This window comes from Arthrobacter koreensis (assembly GCF_009193255.1).
GTDB lineage: Bacteria > Actinomycetota > Actinomycetes > Actinomycetales > Micrococcaceae > Arthrobacter_B > Arthrobacter_B koreensis.
The window spans coordinates 320,957-340,957 of record NZ_WACG01000002.1 but is presented as its reverse complement, the minus strand read 5'-3'; the positions used below and the strand labels follow the sequence as shown (position 1 = coordinate 340,957).

Here is a 20,001-nt window from a genome sequence, read left to right as displayed (position 1 = left end):
ACCCGTAGGCCCCGCCCGGAGCATGAGAGTTTCCCATGACTGCCACCCTGAACCGCCCAGCCGCAGCGCCGCCCGTCACAGCGCGGCCTACCTTCCGCCAGCGTCTGTCCAAATGGGACATGAAGGCGTCACCATACCTCTACATTTCACCGTTCTTTATCCTCTTTGGCCTCACCGGGCTTTTCCCGCTCGTCTACACTTTCTGGGTCTCGCTGCATGACTGGCACCTGCTGAAGGGGCAGGGGGATTTCGTCGGACTTTCCAACTTCAGCAATGTCCTGGCCGACGGGTACTTCTGGAATTCGATGTTCAACACGTTCTCCATCTTCCTGCTCTCCGCCATTCCCCAGCTGGTAATTGCCGTTCTCCTCGCGGCCGTCCTCGACCAGAACCTGAGGGCCAAAACCTTCTGGCGCATGTCAGTCCTGGTGCCTTACGTAGTGACACCTGTTGCAGTGGCCCTCATTTTTTCCAACATGTTCAACCAGGAAAACGGCCTGATCAACAACATGCTTGAAAACGCCGGCATTGGCGGAGTCCGCTGGCAGGACGGTTCCTTCGCCAGCCACGTTGCGATCGCAACCATGGTGAACTGGCGCTGGACCGGCTACAACGCACTCATCCTTCTGGCAGCGATGCAGGCTGTCCCCCGCGACCTCTACGAGTCCGCGGCCCTGGACGGCGCGGGTGCCGTCCGGCGGTTCTTCAGCATCACCCTGCCAAGCATCCGGCCCACCATGATTTTCGTCATCATCACAGCCACCATCGGCGGTCTTCAGATCTTCGCAGAACCGCGCCTGTTTGATCCCGTCAATGCCGGTGGAACACAAAAGCAGTTCCAGACGACGGTCCTCTTCCTGTGGGAGCTGGCCTTCCAGCGGCAAAACTTCGGCAAGGCATCCGCCGTGGCCTGGCTGCTATTCCTCATCATCGTGCTGGTTGGCGTAGTCAACTTCCTGATCAGCAAAAAAATCGCCACCTCGGACACCCGCAGGCCCCGCCGGGTTAGGAGCAGAAAATGACCGTCCTTCAAAAAGCCCGGGCAGTTCCCGGGACCGGAACGGGATCCGGGTCCGGCAAACCACTGCGCGGCAGGCGCCGGTTCTTCCGGGGCGCGGGCCGGCCCGGGTTCCTGAGCTACGGAATCCTGCTGGCGTTCCTCATCGGTTCCGCCTACCCCCTGTGGTGGTCACTGATCATCGGCAGCCGCTCCAACGAGGCCCTGGGCCTGGACTGGCCTCCACTCTGGCCCGGAGGCAACTTCTGGACAAACGCCGCTGCGGTCTTCGACACCGTGCCGTTCTGGAAGGCCCTGGCCAACAGCATCATCATCTCCGGGACCATCACCGTCTCGGTGGTGATCTTCTCGACCCTGGCCGGATACGCGTTCGCAAAACTGCGCTTCCGGGGCAGGGGTCTCCTCATGGTTGCGGTCATCGCCACCATGGCAATCCCCACCCAGCTGGGAATCATTCCCCTGTTCATGGTGATGCAGAAGCTGGGCTGGACCGGGGAACTGGGAGCGGTGATTGTTCCCGGCCTGGTCACGGCCTTCGGAGTGTTCTTCATGCGCCAGTATCTTGTGGACGTCATACCGGATGAACTCATCGAATCCGCTCGCATGGACGGCGCGAGCATGCTGGGTACCTTCCGGCACGTCGCCTTGCCGGCGGCGAAGCCGGCCATGGCCATCCTGGGTCTCTTCACCTTCATGACGGCGTGGACGGACTTCATGTGGCCGCTTTTGGTGCTGCCCAACAACCCAACACTGCAGGTGGCGCTCAGCCAGCTGCAGTCGGCCCGGTACGTGGACTATTCAGTGGTCCTGGCCGGGGCAGTCTTGGCAACCATCCCCCTGCTCATCCTCTTCGTGGCGGCGGGAAAACAACTCATATCCGGAATTATGCAGGGAGCAGTGAAGGGCTAATGACGAACAACACCTCTTTGGGGAACCACGGTAACCACAACGGTTTTCCGCCCAACTTTCTCTGGGGCTCGGCAACTGCAGCGGCCCAGGTTGAGGGTGCCGCCCGGGACGACGGCAAACAGGACTCAATCTGGGATGCATTCGCGGCAGTGCCCGGCAACGTCCTGAACCAGGACACACCCGCCACCGCTGTGGACCACTACCACCGCATGCCGCAGGACGTTGCGCTGATGAAGGAGCTGGGGCTGGATTCCTACCGCTTCTCCACCAGCTGGGCTCGCGTCCGTCCGGGCGGTGGGGCGGTCAACCCCAAGGGACTGGACTTCTACTCGCGCCTCGTGGACGAACTGCTCGAGGCCGGAATCCTCCCCTGGCTGACGCTGTACCACTGGGATCTGCCGCAGGGCCTCGAAGATAAGGGCGGCTGGACCAACCGTGACACCGCCTGCCGCTACGTCGAGTACGCGCAGGACGTCTACGCGGCACTTGGTGACAGGGTGAAGCACTGGACGACCTTCAACGAGCCTTTCTGCTCGTCCCTTCTCGGGTACGGGTCCGGCGTCCATGCACCGGGACGGCAGGAACCGCGTGCCGCCATCGCGGCCGTGCACCACCAGCACCTTGCCCACGGCATGGCGGTCACCGAACTGCGGAACCTGGGTGCCGAACAGGTCGGCATCACGCTTAATCTCAGCAATTCGATTCCCAGGGACCCGGGCGATCCCGTTGACCTGGAGGCGGCACGGCTGTTCGATTCGCTGCAGAACCGGATCTTCCTGGACCCGATCCTGCGCGGAGCGTACCCGGAGGACTCACTCCGCGACCTCGAACCATACGGCCTGCACGAACTGATCCTGCCCGGCGACATGGAACTCATTGGGGCCCCGATCGACTTTCTCGGCGTCAATCATTACCACGATGACCAGATCAGCGGCCACCCGGACATGTCCGGTGAAGACGGCCACGGCGGCGGCACTGACACGCCCAAGGCCTCACCCTGGATCGGTGCCGAACACATCACCTTCCCCACCCGCGGGCTCCCGCGCACCGCAATGAACTGGGAAGTGAATCCTGACGGCCTCCGTAAGCTGCTCGTTCGGCTGGGACAGGAGTACCCAAACCTGCCGCCGCTGTACGTCACTGAAAACGGAGCCGCTTACGACGACGCCGTCAGCAGCGAGGGAACCGTACCGGACGCTGAGCGCACCAAGTACATCCTTGACCACATCCAGGCTGTCAGTGGGGCCGTTGCCGAAGGCGCGGAAGTCCGTGGCTACTTCGTGTGGTCCCTGTTGGATAACTTCGAGTGGTCCTGGGGCTACGAGAAGCGCTTTGGCATCATTCACGTGGACTACCAGACGCAGGAACGCATCATCAAGGACAGCGGACTGGCCTACAGCCGGCTTATTGCGCAGGTGCGGCAGGCGACGGAAGCAGGAAACCTGCAAAACGCGGCGGCAGCCGCGGGTGCGCGGTAGGGGAACTACGATTGAAAGCTGAGCCCGGCTTCGGAAGGCAGAGGACACCAGGAAATGGAGATCCCATTGGGTACTGAGACGGGGCAGGTGCGGCCCGCACCCACCCTGGAGATGGTGGCTGCGCTTGCCGGAGTCTCCAGGGCCACCGTGTCGCGGGTGGTAAACGGCTCAACCTCGGTTGCACCGGAACTCGTGCACAGTGTTGAGCAGGCGGTACGGACGCTGAATTATGTACCCAACCGGGCAGCGCGGACCCTGGCCAGCCGCCGGACCTACACCATTACCCTCCTGGTTCCCGAGTCAACGTCCAAGGTATTCGCGGACCCCTTCTTTGCCACGGTGGTGGAAGGGGTCGCGAAGTACCTGAACTCCACGGACTACATGCTGAACATGGTCACGTCATCCGAAGCGAACCCGGGCAAGACCCAGCGTTACCTGATGGGCGGCAACGTGGACGGTGTGCTGGTCGTTTCCCACCACAGCGGGGACCACTCCTGGGAGCACCTCAGCGATGCCCTGCCCATCGTGTTCGCCGGAAGGCCGCTGCTCAACGCAGCAGACAGCTATTACGTAGAGGTGGACAACGAGGAAGGTGCGCTGGCTGCCGTCGAGCGGCTGATCAGCACCGGACGGCAGAATATCGCCACGATCGCAGGACCCCAGGACATGCCGCCGGGCGTGGACCGCCTTGCCGGCTGGCGTGGCGGACTGCACCAGGCCGGGTTGAGCGACGCGCTGGTGGAGTACGGGGACTTCACCGTTGCCTCCGGCGCGGCGGCGATGCAGCGGCTCCTGGCGCGGGGCAAGCCCCTTGACGGCGTCTTCGCCGCAAATGACCAGATGGCAGCGGGCGCGCATTCGGTCATCCTGAAGCACGGACTCAGGATCCCCGAAGACATCGCCCTCGTGGGCTTTGACGATGACCAGTTTGCCACCGGCGTCGAACCCGCCCTCACCACTGTGCACCACCCCATTGCTGAACTTGGGGAGAAGATGGCCCGTATGCTGGTGGAACTGATTGAAGGCCGGGCAGCGGAGCGGGTTTGCCGGCTGCCTACTTCACTGGTGGTGCGGGAGTCGGCCTAGGCCGGCGTGTAGCGGATGCCGCTGTAGTCTTCCTCGGCCCAGAGGGAGCTGCGGCGGTTCCGCCTGTTCCAGCGCGACTCCAGGATCTGCAAGGCGTCCTCCCATTGGACTGCATCGGGTTCACGCTCCCGAATCAGCGCCGCGGCTGCGGCCTCGGATGCGCAGTGCCAGACCGAGAAAGCGGCAAACTTCGGATCGCTGAAGACGCCTTTCCACAGCGGGCTGCGGCGTTTCCTAAGAAGCTGCGTACCGAGGAGGATGACCCCCACGGCCAGTACCGCAGCCGTGAAGAACGCGTCACCGGAGATGAGGCCGAACGGTTTCGCCAGCACGACGGCTGCGAGGAGGATCCCGCCCGCGATCCTGACCCAGGCAGCACTTGCCGCGGCGGCGCCGTCCGTTTCCCGGGCCACCCTCAGCTGCTCCTTCCGCCAGGCACGGAAGCGTGGCAGGTCCGACTCGGCTTCGGACTTTTCCACTGCTTCCGCGGCGTCGAAATAAGCAGCGAACCTGGACTGCAGCTCCCGTTGACGGTCATCGGCTGCTTCGAGTTCCTCCCAGGAGCTGGCTTCCCGTTCCTCCTCCGCGACCCCGTTGATGAGGTTGGCTGCCTGGCTGGGAGGCAGGTGCAGGGCGGAGGCCTGTGCCCGCCGGCGAATCTGTTCCTGAAGCTCCTCGCCGCTGATTGAAAACGGCCCGCTGACCTGCATATCTGTTTTCCCCCGGTGTGATGCTTTGTGTTGGCTAGTGACGGCGCAACCAGCCTACCAACAGCCGCCTGCCCCCTCCTGACAAGACAAAAGGCGGGTTCCCACCGAAGTGGGAACCCGCCTTTCAGGCAGCTAGCACCTTAGCAACAGGAAATTAGTTGCCGGTCAGCTTCTCGCGCAGTGCGGCAAGTGCCTCGTCGGATGCCAGGGTACCGGCAGCGGACTCGGATGCAGCAGGCTCGGAGGAGTAGCTGGTGGAGCTGGACTCAGCGGAGTCGGATGCAGCAGCAACGTCCTCGGAGTTGTGCTGGGCAACCTGCTTCTTGTGAGCTTCCCAGCGGGCCTGGGCGTCAGCGTACTGCTGCTCCCAAGCGGCGCGCTGGGTCTCGTAGCCCTCGAGCCATTCGTTCGACTCGGGGTCGAAGCCTTCGGGGTACTTGTAGTTGCCGGCTTCGTCGTACTCTGCGGCCATGCCGTACAGAGCCGGATCGAACTCGGTGCCTTCGGGGTCGACGCCCTCGTTCGCCTGCTTCAGCGACAGGGAGATGCGGCGGCGCTCGAGGTCGATGTCGATGACCTTGACGAACAGCTCATCCCCAACGGAGACAACCTGCTCTGCCAGCTCTACGTGGCGGACAGCCAGCTCGGAGATGTGGACCAGGCCTTCGATGCCGTCTTCGACGCGGACGAACGCACCGAACGGAACCAGCTTGGTGACCTTGCCCGGGACAACCTGGCCCAGGGCGTGGGTGCGGGCGAAGGTCTGCCACGGATCTTCCTGCGTAGCCTTCAGCGACAGGGAGACACGCTCGCGGTCGAGGTCAACTTCCAGAACCTCAACGGTGACTTCCTGGCCAACTTCAACGACCTCGGAGGGGTGGTCGATGTGCTTCCAGGACAGCTCGGAAACGTGGACGAGACCGTCTACGCCGCCAAGGTCCACGAATGCACCGAAGTTGACGATGGAGGAAACAACGCCCGGACGAACCTGGCCCTTTTCCAGCTTGTTGAGGAAGGTGGAACGGACCTCGGACTGGGTCTGCTCGAGCCATGCACGGCGGGACAGGACCACGTTGTTGCGGTTCTTGTCCAGCTCGATGATCTTGGCTTCGATCTGCTGGCCGATGTACGGAGCCAGGTCACGGACGCGACGCATCTCCACGAGGGATGCGGGCAGGAAGCCGCGCAGCCCGATGTCGAGGATAAGACCACCCTTGACAACCTCGATGACGGTACCGGTGACGACGCCGTCTTCTTCCTTGACCTTCTCGATGTCGCCCCAGGCACGCTCGTACTGTGCGCGCTTCTTGGAGAGGATCAGACGGCCTTCTTTGTCTTCCTTGGTGAGCACCAGGGCCTCGACCTGATCGCCAACGGAGACTACGTCTCCGGGATCAACGTCGTGCTTGATGGAAAGCTCACGGGAAGGAATGACACCCTCGGTCTTGTAACCGATGTCGAGCAGAACCTCGTCGCGGTCAACCTTGACGACGGTACCTTCGACGAGATCGCCGTCGTTGAAGTACTTGATCGTTGCGTCAATGGCGGCGAGGAAGTCCTCGGCAGATCCGATGTCGTTGATGGCGACCTGCGGGGTACCGGACTTCTCGGTGGTGGTGATGGTCATGTAGTTGGGACTCCGATGTGGAAGTTGTTGTAATTCCGGATGCGCTCCCACCGGCTCGCGTGCAACCCGAGGACTCGGGCTCAAGACGGTGCTTGGTTGTCCGGAGATGGACAGAATGTAAATAATGTTGGTGCCCGCCCTGCGCTTGGAGGTGGCCTCCAGCAATGTGGAAAATGTGGAAGCCGAACCAGCACGCGTGACGCGCCTGTTCAGTCTAGCCGGAGCCTCCAAGTCAGGTCAAAGCCGTACGGGGATTCCGGTAGTCCTTTTCCCCTGTCCATGGCAACCAGGAAAGAACGCCCGTAATTCCCCGGGCGGGTATCCGCTTAGAAGTGCGTGCTGCAGTAGGGCGCACGGACCACGTCGAACAACCGTCCCAGCGCTTCGACCGCCTCGACGCTGCCGCGGATGACGCCGGAAGCCGCCAGCATCGAAGCAGGCACGCCGCCCAGGTAGAGCGTCGCAAACGCCGTCGCATCCACTTCCACCGCGGGGATCCCCTCGGGCTCCTCGCGGCCCAGCCCGGTCAGTACCGCAGCCCCTGAACTCACCTGGAGCAGCCACCGGCCGTCGGCGAGCCCCAGCGGGTCAGTGACGCCAATGACCAGGTTCCCGTCCGACTCGAAGCCGCGTGCACGAAGCATCGCGGCAGGATCCAGTGCCCGGAGCCAGAGCGCGTCCTCGACACCCGTGATGCGGTAGCGCCGCCGGTCGGCCAGCGCCCAGGGAAGCGGGTCGCTGACCGGGGCGGAAGCGGTGACCTTCTCGACCAGGTCAATAGACCCGAGGTACCGCCACAGCTCCAGCCGGGCCGTGTCGTCCACGGCCACCAGGTCCAGGACCTTCAGGGTGTGCGGCTCGGTCTCCCACGGCAGGAAGCGGTAGGTCACGTACCCGTCCGGGGTGCCGGCGGCGTCGTAATGGACCGCTGCGCGCACTTCCTTCTGCTCCTCGGGAAGGTCTCCCCAGAGTCCGGCGGCGCGCTTGGCGTAGCCGGCCTGCCGGCCGAGAGCCCCGCGTGTTGCTTCAAGATGGCGCTGGAAGATTTCGGGTGCGAGCTTCTCCATCCCGGCCAGGTCCGCCACGGCGGTGGCACCCGACGGCGCCGTCCGCAGCTCCAGCCGGCCGCGGACGTCCACTTCAATGTCCGCCTCCGACGTAGCCGCGCCAAACCCGTACCTGCCGTAGATGACGGCCTCCGAGGCGTAGAGGGAGGCAACAGCGAAACCGTCCTCCTTCGCGCGGCGCAGATCCCCGGTGATCATTCCCGTCAGGATCCCCTGCCGGCGGTGTGTGGGCCGCACCGTCACCGAGGTGACCTGGTGCGCCGGCAGGAGTCCGGCTCCGGCGTTCAGGTCGTGGGACATCGACGCATACGTGGCAACCGGTGCCTTCGGATTCCAGGCGTGCTCGGGCGCGGCGTCGTCATACACTCCGGTGAGCATCCGCCCGTCAGCCTGGTACGCCTGGACGATCGGGGCCAGGTGCTTGGGATCCCAGCGCGCATCGTGGAATCCGAGGTTGACGGCCTCGAGCCAGTTCGAGGTGGGCTCGTCCGGAGCCTTTGGGTCAGCATCCGTAAATCCGGGGCTGAAACGTTCGGTGCGCAGGGCGGTCCCGGTGTTAGTGCCGCTCATCTATTCCCCCTGGGTTGTAGGTATTAGTGGCCTGCCTCATGCCAGCTGGCACCCCAGCCCACGGATACGTCCAGGGGCACGGAGAGATCGGCAGCGCCGGCCATCTGTTCGCGGACCAGCTTCTCAGCGGCCTCCCGCTCCCCCGGCGCGACTTCCAGGACAAGTTCGTCATGGACCTGCAGAAGCATACGCGTTTTCAGGCCCTGCTTTTTGAGTTCGGCGTCCACGCCCAGCATTGCCTTCTTGATGATGTCCGCCGCAGAGCCCTGGATGGGTGCGTTCAAAGCGGCGCGCTCGGACATCTCGCGCAGCTGCCGGTTGGTGCTGGCCAGGTCCGGCAGGTAGCGGCGGCGGCCTTCGATGGTGGAGGTGTAACCGTCCTTGCGGGCCTGCTCGACGACGCCGCGCAGGTAGTCACGCACGGCACCGAAGCGGGTGAAGTAGTCGCGCATCAGGGTGCGGGCTTCGTCCACCGGAATCGAGAGCTGCTTGGACAGGCCGAAGGAGCTCAGGCCGTAGACCAGGCCGTAGGACATGGCCTTGACCTTGGACCGCATGGCGCTGGAGACCTCTTCCGGCGGGACACCGAAGATATGCGAGCCGACGAAACGGTGCAGGTCTTCCCCGTCCCGGAACGCCTGGATCAGGCTTTCGTCTCCCGACAGGTGCGCCATGATGCGCATTTCCACCTGGGAATAGTCGGCGGTCAGCAGGGTCTCGTAGCCCTCGCCCACCACAAAGACCTCACGGATCCGGCGGCCTTCCTCGGAACGGATCGGAATGTTTTGCAGGTTGGGGTTGATGGAGGACAGCCGCCCGGTTGCCGCTACGGTCTGGGCGTAGGTGGTGTGGATCCGGCCGTCGTCGGACACCGATTTCCGCAGGCCCTCCACCGTCTGGCGGAGTTTGGAAGCATCCCGGTAGGCCAGGAGGTGCGCGAGGAACGGATGTCCGTTCGTCTTCACAATCAGGTCAGACAGGGCGTCCGCATCGGTGGAGTATCCGGTCTTGATCTTCTTGGTCTTCGGCAGGCCCAGCTCCTCGAAAAGCACCACCTGCAGCTGTTTCGGGGAACCAAGGTTGATCTCCTTGCCGATGACCTCGAAGGCCTCGGTCTTGGCCTGGTCGATCGTGCGGCCGAACTCGTCCAGCAGCTGGTCCAGCTTCTCGGTGGAGACGGCTATGCCGGCCAGTTCCATCTCGGCCAGCACCTCCGCCAGCGGGAGTTCGAGTCCGCCCAGGAGCTGGTTGGCGCCGCGCTCCACCAGCTGCCCGGAGAAATGCTCGCTCAGCTTCAGTGCAGCAAAGGCCTCCATGACGGCCGGTGCAGCGGTGTCCTCACCCTCAAGGGTGAGCTCGAGCTGGTTTCCGGATCCCGCGGCCGGTTCAAGGGACAGCTTGAGGTGCTGCAGGCTCAGGTCCGGCAGGTCATAGCTGCGCCGGTCCGGCTGGATCAGGTATCCGGAAATGGCCGGGTCGTCCACTTCACCGTCGAGGTGGAGCCCGCGGCGGGACAGCAGCTTGTAAGAGTCCTTGAAGTCGTGGACCACCTTGGGTGCGTTCGTATCTGCCACCCAGTCCGCCAGGACCTTCTCCGCCCCGGCGTCCAGCTCGGTCAGGGGAATGAAAGCCGCCGAGTCGTCGGTGACCACGGCGACGCCGGTTGCCTCGCGTGCCTCGCCTGCTCCTTCGGTCACGAGCCGGAGCCCCGCCGGCTTCTGGTTCGTGGCCTTGAACCATGCCTCCAGCGCGTCCGCTGCAGTGATGGTGGTGTGCACGGGGGGCAGCATTTCCGGATGGGCTCCGGGCGCCTCCTCTTCCCCATACACGTCAAAGAGCCGCTTGCGCAGGGCATTGAACTGCAGGGCATCGAAGAGTTCCTCAATGGCTTCACGGTCCGGCCGGCGTGCAGCCATGGCGTCCAGGTCCACGGGAAGTTCGAGGTCCCGCAGGAGCCGGTTCAGCCGGCGGTTGCGCTTGACGCCCTCGATGTTCGCGCGGAGGGAATCACCTACCTTGCCCTTAATGTCATCAAGGTGCTCCAGGATGCCTTCCAGTCCGCCGTAGGCCTTGATCCACTTCGCGGCGGTCTTGGGCCCAACGCCGGGTACGCCGGGGAGATTGTCCGCGGACTCCCCCACCAGTGCCGCGAGGTCCGAGTACTTGTCCGGCGGCACGAGGTACTTTTCCACCACTGCAGCCGCGTCCATGCGGGGCAGGTCGGAGACGCCCTTCTTCGGGTAGAACACGGTGACCCGGTCATTAACAAGCTGGAAGGCGTCCCGGTCTCCGGAAACCACCATGACATCCCAGTTCCGGCCGGCTGCCTGCTCCGCCAGGGTGGCAAGGATGTCATCCGCCTCGTAGCCGTCCAGGGTGATGGTGGGGATGTTCATGGCCTCCATGACCTTGATGATCAGGTCCACCTGGCCATGGAATTCCTCGGGCGTCTTATTGCGCCCGCCCTTGTATTCGGAGTACTCCTCGGTGCGGAACGTTGGAGTGTCCAGGTCAAAGGCCACGGCAATGTGGGTGGGCTCTTCGTTCTTGATCAGGTTGATCAGCATGGACGTGAAGCCGTAAACAGCGTTGGTGTGCTGCCCGGTGTCAGTGGAGAAGTTCTCTGCCGGCAGGGCGTAGAAGGCACGGAAAGCCATAGAGTGCCCGTCGATGACCAGCAGCCGGCTGTGGCCGGAAGCGTTGGGTTTTCCGAGGGCGGCTTCAGCCGGGGCCAGCGCCGTGTCCACCGCGTGGCTGCCTGCAGGTGCCGCTCCGGCCGGCTCGGTCCGGGACTCCGCTTCCGTGGTTTCCTCCAGGGAATCAGCGGGCTCGGGAAGGGGTTCAGAGACAGGGGCAGAGGCCAGTTTGGCAGTTTCACTCACAGATGTAAGCCTAGTGGGCATGAGCGACATTTTCACGCCGGGCCAGGCCGGCCCCGCGCAGGGCGAAGTCCCCATGCTGCAGGAACTGATCGACGCCGGAGTGCCGGAGGAACTGCATCCCTGGCTGGGTAAATCCGGAGTCGGACCCCTGGTGGTGAAGCTCGGCATCCGCTTCCTGGAAATGTCACCCTCCCGGATTGTTGCCACCATGCCCGTCGAGGGCAACCAGCAGGTGGCGGGCATCCTGCACGGCGGCGCCCACGTGGTCCTCGCCGAAACCCTGGGCTCCTTTGCGGCGTCGCTGCACGCCGGACCCGGCCGCTACGCCGTCGGCATTGAAGTTGGCGCGACCCACCACCGGTCGGTTTCCTCCGGTCTGGTTACGGGTACCGCTACGGCCGTGCATCTGGGCGGCACGCTCACCACGCATGAAGTAGTCATGACCGATGATGAAGGGCGCCGGCTCTCAAGCGCCCGCATCACCAACCTCATCCGCGAGGTCCGTTAGGCAGCCTTACGGGAATAGGGAGCCGGCGGCGGGGGTTGCCGCAGGTACCCCCCAATGTGCAGGTGGATACCTATTGCCTGCCGAAAGGAAGTACGTGCAGACAGATCTGTTTTCTCCCCTGACCCTTGGCACCCTTGAGCTGCCCAACCGCCTGGTGATGGCGCCCCTGACCCGCGTCCGCAGCGGCGCGGAAGGCATTCCCGGCCCGCTCGTAGCGGAGCACTACCGCCAGCGGGCCTCACTCGGCCTGATTGTTTCAGAAGGTACGTATCCCTCCCCCGAGGGCCAGGGTTTCTCCGGGCAGCCGGGCCTGGTCACCCCCGAACAGCTCGCCGGCTGGCGCGAGGTGACTGACGCCGTGCACGCCGAAGGTGGCCGGATCTTCGCGCAGGTCATGCACGCCGGACGGGTTTCCCACCCTGAGATCAACGGCGGGCTCCAGACAGTGGCCCCCAGCGCCGTCGCAATTGACGGCGTCATCCGCACACCGGCGGGCAAGCTGCCCCACGCCCAGCCGCGGGAACTTGGCGAGCTTGAACTGGACGGGATGCGGGACATCTTCGTCCGGGCCTCGGTTGGTGCCGTCCAGGCAGGGTTCGACGGCGTTGAACTCCATGGTGCCAACGGTTACCTGCTGCACGAATTCATGAGTCCGGCTTCCAACCTGCGCACCGACGGCTACGGCGGTTCGCCCCAAGCGCGTGCTCGCTTCGTGGTGGAAGTTGTCACCGCCGTGGCTGCCGCCATTGGAGCGGACCGGGTGGGACTGCGCATTTCACCGGAGCACAACATCCAGGATGCGTGGGAGAAGGACGCTGAAGAGACGCTGGCTGCCTACGGCGCCCTCGTGGACGAGATCGCGCCGCTCGGACTCGCCTACCTGAGCATCCTGCACAATGATCCGGCAGGTGAGCTGGTGCAGGAATTGCGCCGCCGCTTTGGCTCCCCGGTCCTGCTCAACACCGGTTTCGCCGTCGTCACCACGCGCGAAGAAGCCGCCGGGCTGCTGGAACAGGACCTGTGCGACGCCGTCGCCGTCGGGCGTCCCGCGATTGCGAACCCGGACCTTGTCCTGCGCTGGAAGCACAACCTGCCCCTGAACGAGCCGGATCCCTCGACGTTCTACTCGGACGGCGCCGAAGGCTACACCGATTACCCGGAATACGCCGGTGCACCCGCCTGACTAAACCTTCAGGGCTGCCGACGGCGGCTCTCCGCACAGCTCGACGTCCACGACGGTGTCAGGGGAAGGCAGCACCACCAGGCGGGTGTGGGTTTTCCCTGACGGGTCGGTAACGCTGAGCACGTAACGGCCCGGGGCCGGCAGCGGCAGTTCGTAGCTGCCTCCCCGGGCCGAAACGGCCGAGAACGCCGGAGACTCACCCGACTCCGGAACCAGGAGGATCAGTGCCCCTGTGACCGGATGACCGTGGCGGCGTACGCGGCCGGTGAGCATCAGCCGATTGGCGAAGTGTATGTCGATCTCCTGCGGCGCCGGCGCTTCGCGCACCTGAACTACTTCCGAAACCGGCAGCCAGCGCCTGTGGGCGGCAACGAACACGAACCGTCCCGGTCCGGGCAGAGCCACGGTGTACTTGCCGTGTTCATCCGTGCGGTCCCAGTCAACGGGAGTTCCATCTACGTCGGCGACAGACACCGTGCCGCGGTCAATCGATCCCCGGTCCCCGGGCGCGCGCAGCACCCCGGTCACGCGGAGCGCCGGCTTCGGCAGCCGGTCCCCCGCCATGTCCTCTCCGGATGCTCCCGGCCGTCCGGAGTGCAGGTCCGGGTGGGTCGCCTCGTGCCGGCTGGCACGGGGCAGCAGGAAGCACAGGGCCGTCGCCGCTGCAGCAGCGAGGCCCGCGAGGATGAAGATCAGGCGGAAGGCATCCAGCCCCGGAAAGACACGGCCGCCAATGCCGAGGGTCATTGACGCCAGGATGGTCACCACGGCCGCACTGCAGGTGGAGGTGCCCACCGAGCGCAGCAGCGTGTTGAGCCCGTTGGCCGCCGCCGTGTCCCGCCGCGGAGCGTTGCTCATAATGATGGTGGGCATGGCAGCCATAGCCATGGCGGTCCCCACCGAGATGACCACGGCTCCCGTGAGGATTCCGGCTACCGTGCTGACCAGGAACGTCCGGCCAAGGTACCCCGCGGCCATCACGGCACAGCCGGTGATCATCGTGGTCTTCGCGCCGAACGTATTGGTGATCCGGGCGGACAAGGGGGCGGCCGCGACCATGGCCACCCCGGAAGGAATCATCGTGAGGCCCGCCGCGAGGACGCTGAGTCCGAACCCGAACCCGGTCACGCGGGAAAGCTGGAGCTGCTGAGTCGTGACCAGCATGTTGGCGTACATGGAGAAGCCCACCAGGACCGCCGCCGCGTTGACCACCAGGATGGGCCGGCGGGCGGAGGTACGCAGGTCCACCAGCGGCTGCCCGCTGCGCAGTTCCAGCGGGAACCAAAGCGCTATCAGGACCGTGAACGCAGCAAAGAGGCCCAGAATGACGTCACTCGTCCAGCCCCAGACGCCGCCCTTGGAAATGGCCAGCAGCAGCGCCGTCATGGCACCGGACAGCAGGAGTGCCCCCGCGTAATCGAAACGGCCTTCGGTGCGCAGGGTGGACTCGGGCACGAAGAAGTAGACGGCAGCGAGGATTGCCAGGGCGAACAGGGCGACGATCCAAAAAGTCGCCTCCCAGCCAAGCTTCTGGTAGATGAGCCCGGCCATGGGCAGTCCCAGGGCGCTGCCGATCCCGAAGCTGGCGCTCATGAGGGAAACCGCTCCGGCGATGCGCCGCTGGGGCAGCGTATCCCGCAGGATGCTGATCCCCACCGGGATCACTGCCCCCGCGGAACCCTGCAGGGCACGGCCAATCACGGCTGCGGCGAATGAACCGCCTAGCGCAGCTATGACCCCCCCCACCATCAGGGCCAGGGAGATCATCAGCATCCGTTTCTTGCCGAACATATCCGCCAGCCGGGAGACGATGGGCGTGGCAACAGCCGCGCTGAGCAGGGTTACAGTGACCAGCCAGGAAACGTCGTCGGAGCTCACCTGGAAAATCTGCGGATACTCCGGGAGCAGCGGCACCACGGCCGTCTTTTCGAGGGACACCGTGATGCCGCCCAGCCCCATGATGGCAGTGACCAGCCAGGGCGGTGACATGTCTGCCCTGGAGTGTGCCTGAATGCTCCGGTTCTGCTGGGACACGGGGCCTCCTCGGTGCCGGTGCCTGCTACCTCAGGGCGGAGCGCGCGGTGGTGATGTCAGCCGTGGCTGACGGGGACCTTCCGGCCGGTGCTGCCTGCGTCCTGGATCGGGACACGGACCTCCAGCACGCCGTCGCGGTAGGACGCCGTCACCTGGTCGGTGCCGGCACCGGCCGGCAGCTGAATATCCCGGCTGAATGAGCCGTACTTGAACTCGGACCGGTAACCGTTCCGCGCCCGGTTGGCCGCTTCTTCGTGCCGTTCGCCGCGGATTCGCAGCGTTCCGTCAGACACCGTGACATCCAGGTCCTTTTCCGGATCGATCCCCGGGATTTCTGCCCGGACTACCATGGCTCCGGTGTCCCGGAACTCCTCTACCCGGAAGGCCGGGACTTCCCAGTCGCCTTCAAAGAGCCGGCGCATGGGTTCCGGCAGTTCGAAGCGGTCACGTCGGCTTGCCATGGGCGTTCTCCTGCGGTTGGCCGCTCCCCGGCGAGGTGCTTGGCACGAACTGCGTGGCCGGGGCTGCTGCGGAATGGATGAGGTCTTCGAAGGGTACGCGCGGGCGCCGCGTGCCTCAACGGGCGGGACCGCGGAGACGGCCGCCAAAGCCCAGCTCGGGATGCCCCGGAGCAGTTCCGGGCGCCACGCGTCCTAATACCGGCCACGCCTAGAAAACGTGAAAAGCCCGCGCGTATAGTCGAACGCGCGCACCTGTGGGGCTCAAAGCGCCGCCGCTCACCACGGCCGGCAGCCACGTTGGTCACTCCTTACGAGAGGTCGAAGCCATGCCGCAGCACGATCCGCAGGATATTCTGAGCGTCAATCCGATATTCTCCCGCGAAGGCGAAGCCACCCAAATCCCGAAGTACGAGTTTCCGGAAAGCGGCATGCTGCCGAAAACGGCCTACCAGATTGTGCACGATGAAACGATGCTGGACGGAAACGCGCGGCTGAACCTGGCAACGTTCGTCGGTACCTGGATGGACGACAACGCGAACCGGCTGTACGCGGAAACCTACGACAAGAACATGATCGACAAGGATGAGTATCCCCAGACGGCGGCCATTGAGCAGTACTGCTGGAAGATGCTTGCCGGCCTGTGGCACTCGCCGGACCCGCAGGGCACCATTGGCACGTCCACCATCGGTTCGTCGGAAGCGTGCATGCTGGGCGGGCTCGCCTTCAAGCGGCTCTGGCAGCACAAGCGACGGGCCGAAGGGAAGTCCACGGACAAGCCCAACCTGATCATGAGTTCCGCCGTACAGGTCTGCTGGGAGAAATTCTGCAACTACTTCGATATTGAGGCGCGCCTGGTTCCCATCAGCGAGGAGCACAAGTGCCTCGACGGCTACGAACTCGAGAAGTACGTTGACGAGAACACCATCGGCGTCGTCGCGATCATGGGCGTCACCTACACGGGCATGTATGAGCCGGTGAAGCAGGTCGCTGCGAAGCTGGACGAAATCCAGGCCTCCACCGGGTTGGACATTCCCATCCACGTGGACGGGGCGTCCGGCGCCATGATCGCCCCCTTCATCCAGCCGGAGCTGGAATGGGACTTCCAGCTTGAACGGGTTCATTCCATCAGCACGTCCGGACACAAGTACGGCCTGGTCTACCCCGGCCTCGGCTGGGTTGTCTGGCGGGAGCGCCAGTGGCTGCCTGAGGACCTCATCTTCTACGTCAGCTACCTTGGCGGGGACATGCCCACTTTCGCGCTGAACTTCTCCCGTCCCGGGGCCCAGGTTGTGCTGCAGTTCTACATGTTCCTGCGGCTCGGCTTCGAAGGGTACAAAAAGGTCCAGCAGACCTGCCAGGACGTGGCGCTGTATCTCTCCCACGGCATCAGCGAGATAGGTCCCTTCGAGCTGTGGAATGACGGCTCGGACATCCCGGTCTTCGCTTGGCGGCTGAAGGAGGGGCACACGGATCGCTGGACGCTCTACAACCTGGCCGACAGGCTCCGGACAAAGGGCTGGCTGGTCCCTGCCTACCCGATGCCGGACAACCTGGGCAACCTGACAGTCGAGCGGATCGTGGTCCGCAACGGCCTGAGCATGGACCTGGCCGGGCGCCTGCTCAAGGACATCCAGGACGAAACCGCCTACCTGGAAAACCTGAGCGCGCCCATGCCCGTCGAGCAGGAGCATCCGGGATTCCACCACTAGGAGGTGAATTCAGTGAGCGATTCAAATGCATCAGCTGCATCAACCGGCGCCGGATCACCGGCCGGGAACGGCCGCATGAGCCGGGCAAAACAGAACGCAACCATCACCGTCGGTGCGCTCGCCGTCATGAATATCGTTGCGGTGGTGAGCCTCCGCGGCCTGCCTGCCGAGGCCGAGTACGGACTGAGCTCGATCTTCTACTACGTCTTCGCTGCGCTCGTGTTCCTCATTCCGGTTTCGATCGTCGCCGCCGAACTCGCGACAGGCTGGCCGGAGACCGGAGGCGTCTTCCGCTGGGTGGGCGAAGCTTTCGGCCCCCGCTGGGCCTTCCTGGCCATGTTCATGCTGTTCATCGAGGTGACCATCTGGTTCCCCACCGTGCTCACCTTCGGCGCGGTGTCGCTGGCATACACGGGTACGGACCAGAACATCGATGCGCAGCTGTCGGGAAACAAGGCGTTCGTCCTCGCCGTCGTGCTGGTGGTGTACTGGCTGGCGACGTTTATCGCCTTCCGGGGCGCCGCGGCGTTCTCGAAAGTGGCGCAGTGGGGCGGTATCGTCGGCACCCTGATCCCCGCCGGCATCCTCGTGGTGCTCGGTTTCTCCTACTACTTTGCGGGCAACACCCCGCAGATCAAGATGGGCTGGGGAGAGCTTGTACCGGACTTCTCCAACTTCTCCAACGTTGTGCTGGCCGCAAGCATTTTCCTTTTCTATGCCGGCATGGAGATGAACGCCATTCACGTCCGGGACGTGAAGAATCCAACCCGGAACTATCCCCTTGCCGTGCTGATTGCCGCGGCAGGTACGGTAGTCATCTTCGTCCTGGGCACACTGGCCATTGCCTTTGTTGTTCCCCAGGCGGACATCAACCTCACGCAGAGCCTGCTGACCTCCTACAACGATATGTTCGAATGGGCCGGCATCGGCTGGGCATCGCCAATAGTCGCCGCGATGCTCCTGATCGGTGTGCTGGCCGGCGTGGTCACCTGGGTGGCAGGCCCGTCCAGCGGTCTGCTCGCCGTGGGCCGGGCAGGGTATCTTCCGCGGTTCTGGCAGCACACCAACAAACACGGAATGGGAACGCACATCCTGCTCTTCCAGGCGTTTATGGTCACCGCCCTGGGTGTTGTCTACGTGGTGCTGCCCTCGGTGCAGGCGGCGTACCAGATCCTGAGCCAGCTGACCGTGATCCTGTATCTGGTGATGTACCTGCTGATGTTCGCGGCGGCAATCTACCTGCGTTACAGCCAGCCGAACCGCCCCCGCCCCTACCGGGTGCCCGGCGGCGACCTGGGCATGTGGATTTTCGGCGGCGTCGGGTTCCTGGGCTCGCTCATGGCCTTCGTCTTCAGCTTCATCCCGCCGGACCAGATTTCCGTGGGGTCCCCGGCAACCTATGTGGGCATCCTCGTGGGCAGCGCAGTGCTGCTCATTATTGCTCCGCTGGTCATCTACGCGCTCCGCAAGCCGCACTGGAAGGATCCCCAGGCCGAGTTTGTGCCGTTCACCTGGCAGCTGGAACACGTTCACCCGGGCACAGTCAACGAGTCCTCAACGACCACTGCCGAACTGTCAGAGACCTGGGAGGAGACGGCCGGAAACGCCCCGAAGTCGGCAGCGGCGGGCGGCACCCCGGCCGGCAAGCACACCGGTAAACCGTCTGCCACCGGCGCCGGTTCCCGGGGGTCTGAGCAGGGCGGGGGGACACGCGTCCACCGGCCGCACCCGGGGCCGGCCGCAGGAGGGAGTTCAGCGGTATGAAAATCGACAAGTCAGCCATCCAGGCCGCCGTTCAGACGGCCCACAGCGATTTCACCCCGGACCAGGGCGGTAAGAACGCCAGTTACATCCCCTACCTTGCCTCCGTCGATCCGGCACTGTTCGGCATTAGCGTGGTCACGGCCGACGGCGAGGTTTTCGAAGCCGGCAACTCGGATTTCGAGTTTGCGCTGGAGTCGATCTCCAAGGTCTTCTCGATGGCCCGCGCCATGGATGAAGTCGGGTTGCCCCAGTTCCACGACAAAGTCGGGGCGGACCCCACGGGTGAGCCGTTTAATTCGGTGATTGCCGTGGCCCTGCACGATGACAAGCCGCTCTCCCCGCTCGTCAATGCCGGAGCCATGGCCACGGTGTCCCTGATCCCGGCAGGCAACGCCGAGGACCGCTGGCAGAAAATCCTGGCAACCCAGTCTGCCTTCGCCGGCCGGGACATTCGGCTGAGCGATGCGGTGAACGACTCGGAACAGTCCACCAACTTCCATAACCGGGCCATCGCCTGGCTGCTGTATTCAGGCGGGACGATGTACTCGGATCCCATGGAGGCCTGCGACGTGTACACACGCCAATGCTCCACCCTGGTGACAGCGGTTGACCTGGCAACCATGGGAGCGACCATTGCCGCACGGGGAACCAACCCCGTGACGAAGCAGGCTGCCATCACGCACCCGGACATCATCCCGCCCATGCTGGCGGAAATGACCATGGAGGGGCTGTACACGGCCTCGGGTGACTGGGCGTACCGGGTAGGCCTTCCCGGCAAGTCCGGCGTGGGCGGCGGGATCCTGGCAGTCATGCCGGGCGTCCTGGCCATTGCCGCCTTCTCACCCCCGCTGGACGCTGCCGGCAACAGCGTCCGGGGACGAAAGGCGGTGGCCCAGATCGCCTCGGCGCTAAAGCTGAACCTGTACAACGCCTCGGACTACGCAGCCTAGCGGGGCATCACAAGACGAACTGCGGCGGGGCGTGCGAACGGGTCT

At 64.4% G+C, this 20,001-nt stretch carries 15 protein-coding genes; 9 read left to right on the top strand and 6 right to left on the bottom strand.

All coding sequences use genetic code 11. The annotated features are described in order from the left end of the window. Window positions 1-35 precede the first annotated feature (35 nt). The 4 genes from GD628_RS08520 to GD628_RS08505 all read left to right on the top strand — a co-directional run bounded on the left by GD628_RS08520 (window position 36) and on the right by GD628_RS08505 (window position 4,491). Entirely contained in the window at window positions 36-1,022 is a 987-nt protein-coding gene (locus GD628_RS08520; protein WP_091605066.1) for a carbohydrate ABC transporter permease, read from the top strand. Beyond that, the gene (locus GD628_RS08515) at window positions 1,019-1,927 is read left to right on the top strand and encodes a carbohydrate ABC transporter permease (protein WP_091605069.1); all 909 of its coding nucleotides are present in this window, start codon (window positions 1,019-1,021) and stop codon (window positions 1,925-1,927) included. The genes GD628_RS08520 and GD628_RS08515 overlap by 4 nt, the downstream gene beginning before the upstream one ends. Next, complete coding sequence (locus tag GD628_RS08510) at window positions 1,927-3,405, top strand: GH1 family beta-glucosidase (RefSeq protein ID WP_152274423.1); 1,479 nt, start codon at window positions 1,927-1,929, stop codon at window positions 3,403-3,405. The genes GD628_RS08515 and GD628_RS08510 overlap by 1 nt, the downstream gene beginning before the upstream one ends. Before the next feature lie 66 nt (window positions 3,406-3,471). Further along, the gene (locus tag GD628_RS08505; RefSeq protein ID WP_377955530.1) at window positions 3,472-4,491 is read left to right on the top strand and encodes a LacI family DNA-binding transcriptional regulator; all 1,020 of its coding nucleotides are present in this window, start codon (window positions 3,472-3,474) and stop codon (window positions 4,489-4,491) included. On the opposite strand, the gene GD628_RS08500 is transcribed toward GD628_RS08505, so the two are convergent. From GD628_RS08500 to polA, 4 genes are all read right to left on the bottom strand, one after another. After that, window positions 4,488-5,201, bottom strand: coding sequence for a hypothetical protein (locus tag GD628_RS08500; RefSeq protein ID WP_091605078.1), 714 nt, complete (start codon window positions 5,199-5,201; stop codon window positions 4,488-4,490). The genes GD628_RS08505 and GD628_RS08500 overlap by 4 nt on opposite strands. Window positions 5,202-5,355: 154 nt before the next feature. Further along, window positions 5,356-6,828 carry a 30S ribosomal protein S1 gene (gene rpsA / locus GD628_RS08495; protein ID WP_091605081.1) on the bottom strand — a complete coding sequence of 491 codons (1,473 nt, stop codon included), beginning with the start codon at window positions 6,826-6,828 and terminating at the stop codon, window positions 5,356-5,358. Between the two features lie 326 nt (window positions 6,829-7,154). After that, window positions 7,155-8,465, bottom strand: coding sequence for a GNAT family N-acetyltransferase (locus GD628_RS08490; protein ID WP_152274422.1), 1,311 nt, complete (start codon window positions 8,463-8,465; stop codon window positions 7,155-7,157). Window positions 8,466-8,488: 23 nt separating this feature from the next. Beyond that, window positions 8,489-11,122 carry a DNA polymerase I gene (polA, locus tag GD628_RS08485; protein WP_420837569.1) on the bottom strand — a complete coding sequence of 878 codons (2,634 nt, stop codon included), beginning with the start codon at window positions 11,120-11,122 and terminating at the stop codon, window positions 8,489-8,491. A gap of 244 nt (window positions 11,123-11,366) precedes the next feature. Between polA and GD628_RS08480 the strand changes: the two genes are divergently transcribed. Continuing rightward, window positions 11,367-11,855 (top strand): PaaI family thioesterase, encoded by a 489-nt coding sequence (locus GD628_RS08480; protein ID WP_091605088.1) that lies wholly within the window; start codon window positions 11,367-11,369, stop codon window positions 11,853-11,855. 94 nt (window positions 11,856-11,949) lie between these two features. Then, window positions 11,950-13,038: an alkene reductase gene (locus GD628_RS08475; protein WP_226802440.1), complete on the top strand. Its 1,089-nt coding sequence runs from the start codon at window positions 11,950-11,952 to the stop codon at window positions 13,036-13,038. Here the strand turns inward: GD628_RS08475 and GD628_RS08470 are convergent, their stop codons facing one another. Both GD628_RS08470 and GD628_RS08465 read right to left on the bottom strand, forming a co-directional pair. Continuing rightward, on the bottom strand, window positions 13,039-15,072 hold the full coding sequence (locus GD628_RS08470) for an MFS transporter (protein ID WP_226802439.1): 2,034 nt from the start codon (window positions 15,070-15,072) through the stop codon (window positions 13,039-13,041). A 56-nt stretch (window positions 15,073-15,128) separates the two neighbouring features. Further along, on the bottom strand, window positions 15,129-15,533 hold the full coding sequence (locus GD628_RS08465) for an Hsp20/alpha crystallin family protein (RefSeq protein WP_091605094.1): 405 nt from the start codon (window positions 15,531-15,533) through the stop codon (window positions 15,129-15,131). Between the two features lie 326 nt (window positions 15,534-15,859). On the opposite strand from GD628_RS08465, the gene gad reads away from it, so the two are divergent. From gad to glsA, 3 genes are read left to right on the top strand one after another with little or no spacing between them, the layout of a single operon-like run. Then, window positions 15,860-17,242, top strand: coding sequence for a glutamate decarboxylase (gad, locus tag GD628_RS08460; RefSeq protein WP_152274420.1), 1,383 nt, complete (start codon window positions 15,860-15,862; stop codon window positions 17,240-17,242). 12 nt (window positions 17,243-17,254) lie between these two features. Beyond that, window positions 17,255-19,006 (top strand): glutamine/gamma-aminobutyrate antiporter GadC, encoded by a 1,752-nt coding sequence (gene gadC / locus GD628_RS08455; protein ID WP_226802438.1) that lies wholly within the window; start codon window positions 17,255-17,257, stop codon window positions 19,004-19,006. Next, complete coding sequence (gene glsA, locus GD628_RS08450) at window positions 19,003-19,956, top strand: glutaminase A (protein WP_152274419.1); 954 nt, start codon at window positions 19,003-19,005, stop codon at window positions 19,954-19,956. The genes gadC and glsA overlap by 4 nt, the downstream gene beginning before the upstream one ends. Window positions 19,957-20,001: the final 45 nt, after the last annotated feature.